Consider the following 1,613-nt stretch of genomic DNA (forward strand, 5'->3'; position numbering starts at 1 on the left):
GAAACTACGGTAAAAAAAATAATGATAATTAGATAATATGGATTTTTATAAAATTTTAAGAGCAGTACAAAACATTAAAAGCCATAGAGTCAAGTTTTTTGGATTGTGGGTGTTTAATATTTTAAACAAAAGGTATTTAAACGTTCAGTTTGATCCTGTTTTAGCATGTAATTTTAAATGTAAAATGTGCTATTTTACAGACCCAGAAGCCATAAAAAAATTAAAAGGAATTTTTAAAAAAGAAGAATTAGAGATTATTGCAAAACAAGTTTTTCAAAACACCTTGAAACTTCAAATTGGTTGTGGGGCTGAACCTACATTATTTAAATATAATTTAGAAATAATCCAACTTGCTAAAAAATATAATATTCCATATATATCTATGGTAACTAATGGAAATTTACTAACCAAAGAAACCATAAATTCTTATGCTTCAAACGGATTAAATGAATTTATTTTGTCCATGCATGGTGTTAAAAAGGAAACCTATGAAGATTTTATGGACAAAGGTAATTATGCCAAATTTCATGAGATATTACAATTAATTAATCAAGAAAAAAAAGTAAATAAGCAGTTACAATTACGAATTAATTATACTTTTAATAAAGATAATATACTTGAACTAAATGAATTTTTTGATTTTTTTGGAAATTACACTATTGACACTCTCCAATTAAGACCTATAGATAAAATTGGAAATACTTTATACAATAATTTTGATTTAACTAGTGTTGAGTTTGAATATAAAAACATAGTGAACAAATTTGCAAGTGAAGCAAAAGATAGAAAAATAAATTTTATTGCTCAATCTAGTATAAAAAGAGTGGTAAACAACGAAAACCCTGTTGAAAGCAATAATAACAACTCCTATTTAATGCCGTTTGTAAATTGTTATATTTCTCCAGAATTTTTTTGGAAACCAGATTTTAATTGGCGCAAAAGCACATTTAAACAATGGAAAAAAGAGCACAATTGGAACAGTAAAATTTTTAAAAACATATTTATTGGTAAAAAAAACATTTCCAAAATAAACAGAAATTTACTCAACTATAATGTAGATTTTAACTAATGCAAACAAAAACCAAAGCCATTGTTTTAAGTGCTATTAAGTACCAAGAAAAAAGTTTAATTGTAAAATGCTTTACCCAATCAGACGGGTTGAAATCTTATTTTATCCCAAGTGCTTTTTCTTCCAAAAAGTCCAACCAAAAAATAGCGTATTTTCAACCATTCAACCTTTTAGAAATAGAAGCCAACCATAAAAATAAAGGCACTTTAGAGCACTTTAAAGAAGTAAAACTCGCCTACAATTATCAAAATATAAATACGGATATTGTAAAAAGCGCTATGGTTTTTTTTCTTTCGGAAGTAGTACATAACAGTATTTTTGAAGAAGAAAAAAACGAGAATTTATTTTCATTTTTAGAAACGTCTTTGTTATGGTTAGATGCAAATGATTCCATCTCAAATTTCCACCTTATTTTTCTATTAGAACTCACCAAATTTTTAGGATTTTATCCGCAAATACAAGAAACAGATTTCGCCTATTTTGAAATGATTGACGGTGTTTTTTCTCCCTTTCAAGGCACAAGCTGTTTAAATGAACACGAAAC

General features: G+C 26.7%; 2 protein-coding genes. Both read left to right on the forward strand.

Annotated features, from left to right (window positions below; genetic code table 11):
- The first annotated feature begins 37 nt into the window (after positions 1 to 37).
- On the forward strand, positions 38 to 1,069 hold the full coding sequence (locus ABWO04_RS11800; RefSeq protein ID WP_353079882.1) for a radical SAM protein: 1,032 nt from the start codon (positions 38 to 40) through the stop codon (positions 1,067 to 1,069).
- Positions 1,069 to 1,613, forward strand: a 545-nt coding sequence (recO, locus tag ABWO04_RS11805) for a DNA repair protein RecO (RefSeq protein ID WP_353079883.1), incomplete at its 3' end; no start/stop codon positions are given. The genes ABWO04_RS11800 and recO, both read left to right, overlap by 1 nt.

The organism is Flavobacterium sp. (genome assembly GCF_040382755.1).
In the GTDB taxonomy this organism is placed as follows: Bacteria; Bacteroidota; Bacteroidia; order Flavobacteriales; family Flavobacteriaceae; genus Flavobacterium.

What these genes read in the sequence shown, in the direction of transcription:
- ABWO04_RS11800 (WP_353079882.1), top strand. Translation starts at nt 38, where the DNA reads ATGGATTTTTATAAAATTTTAAGAGCAGTACAAAACATTAAAAGCCAT.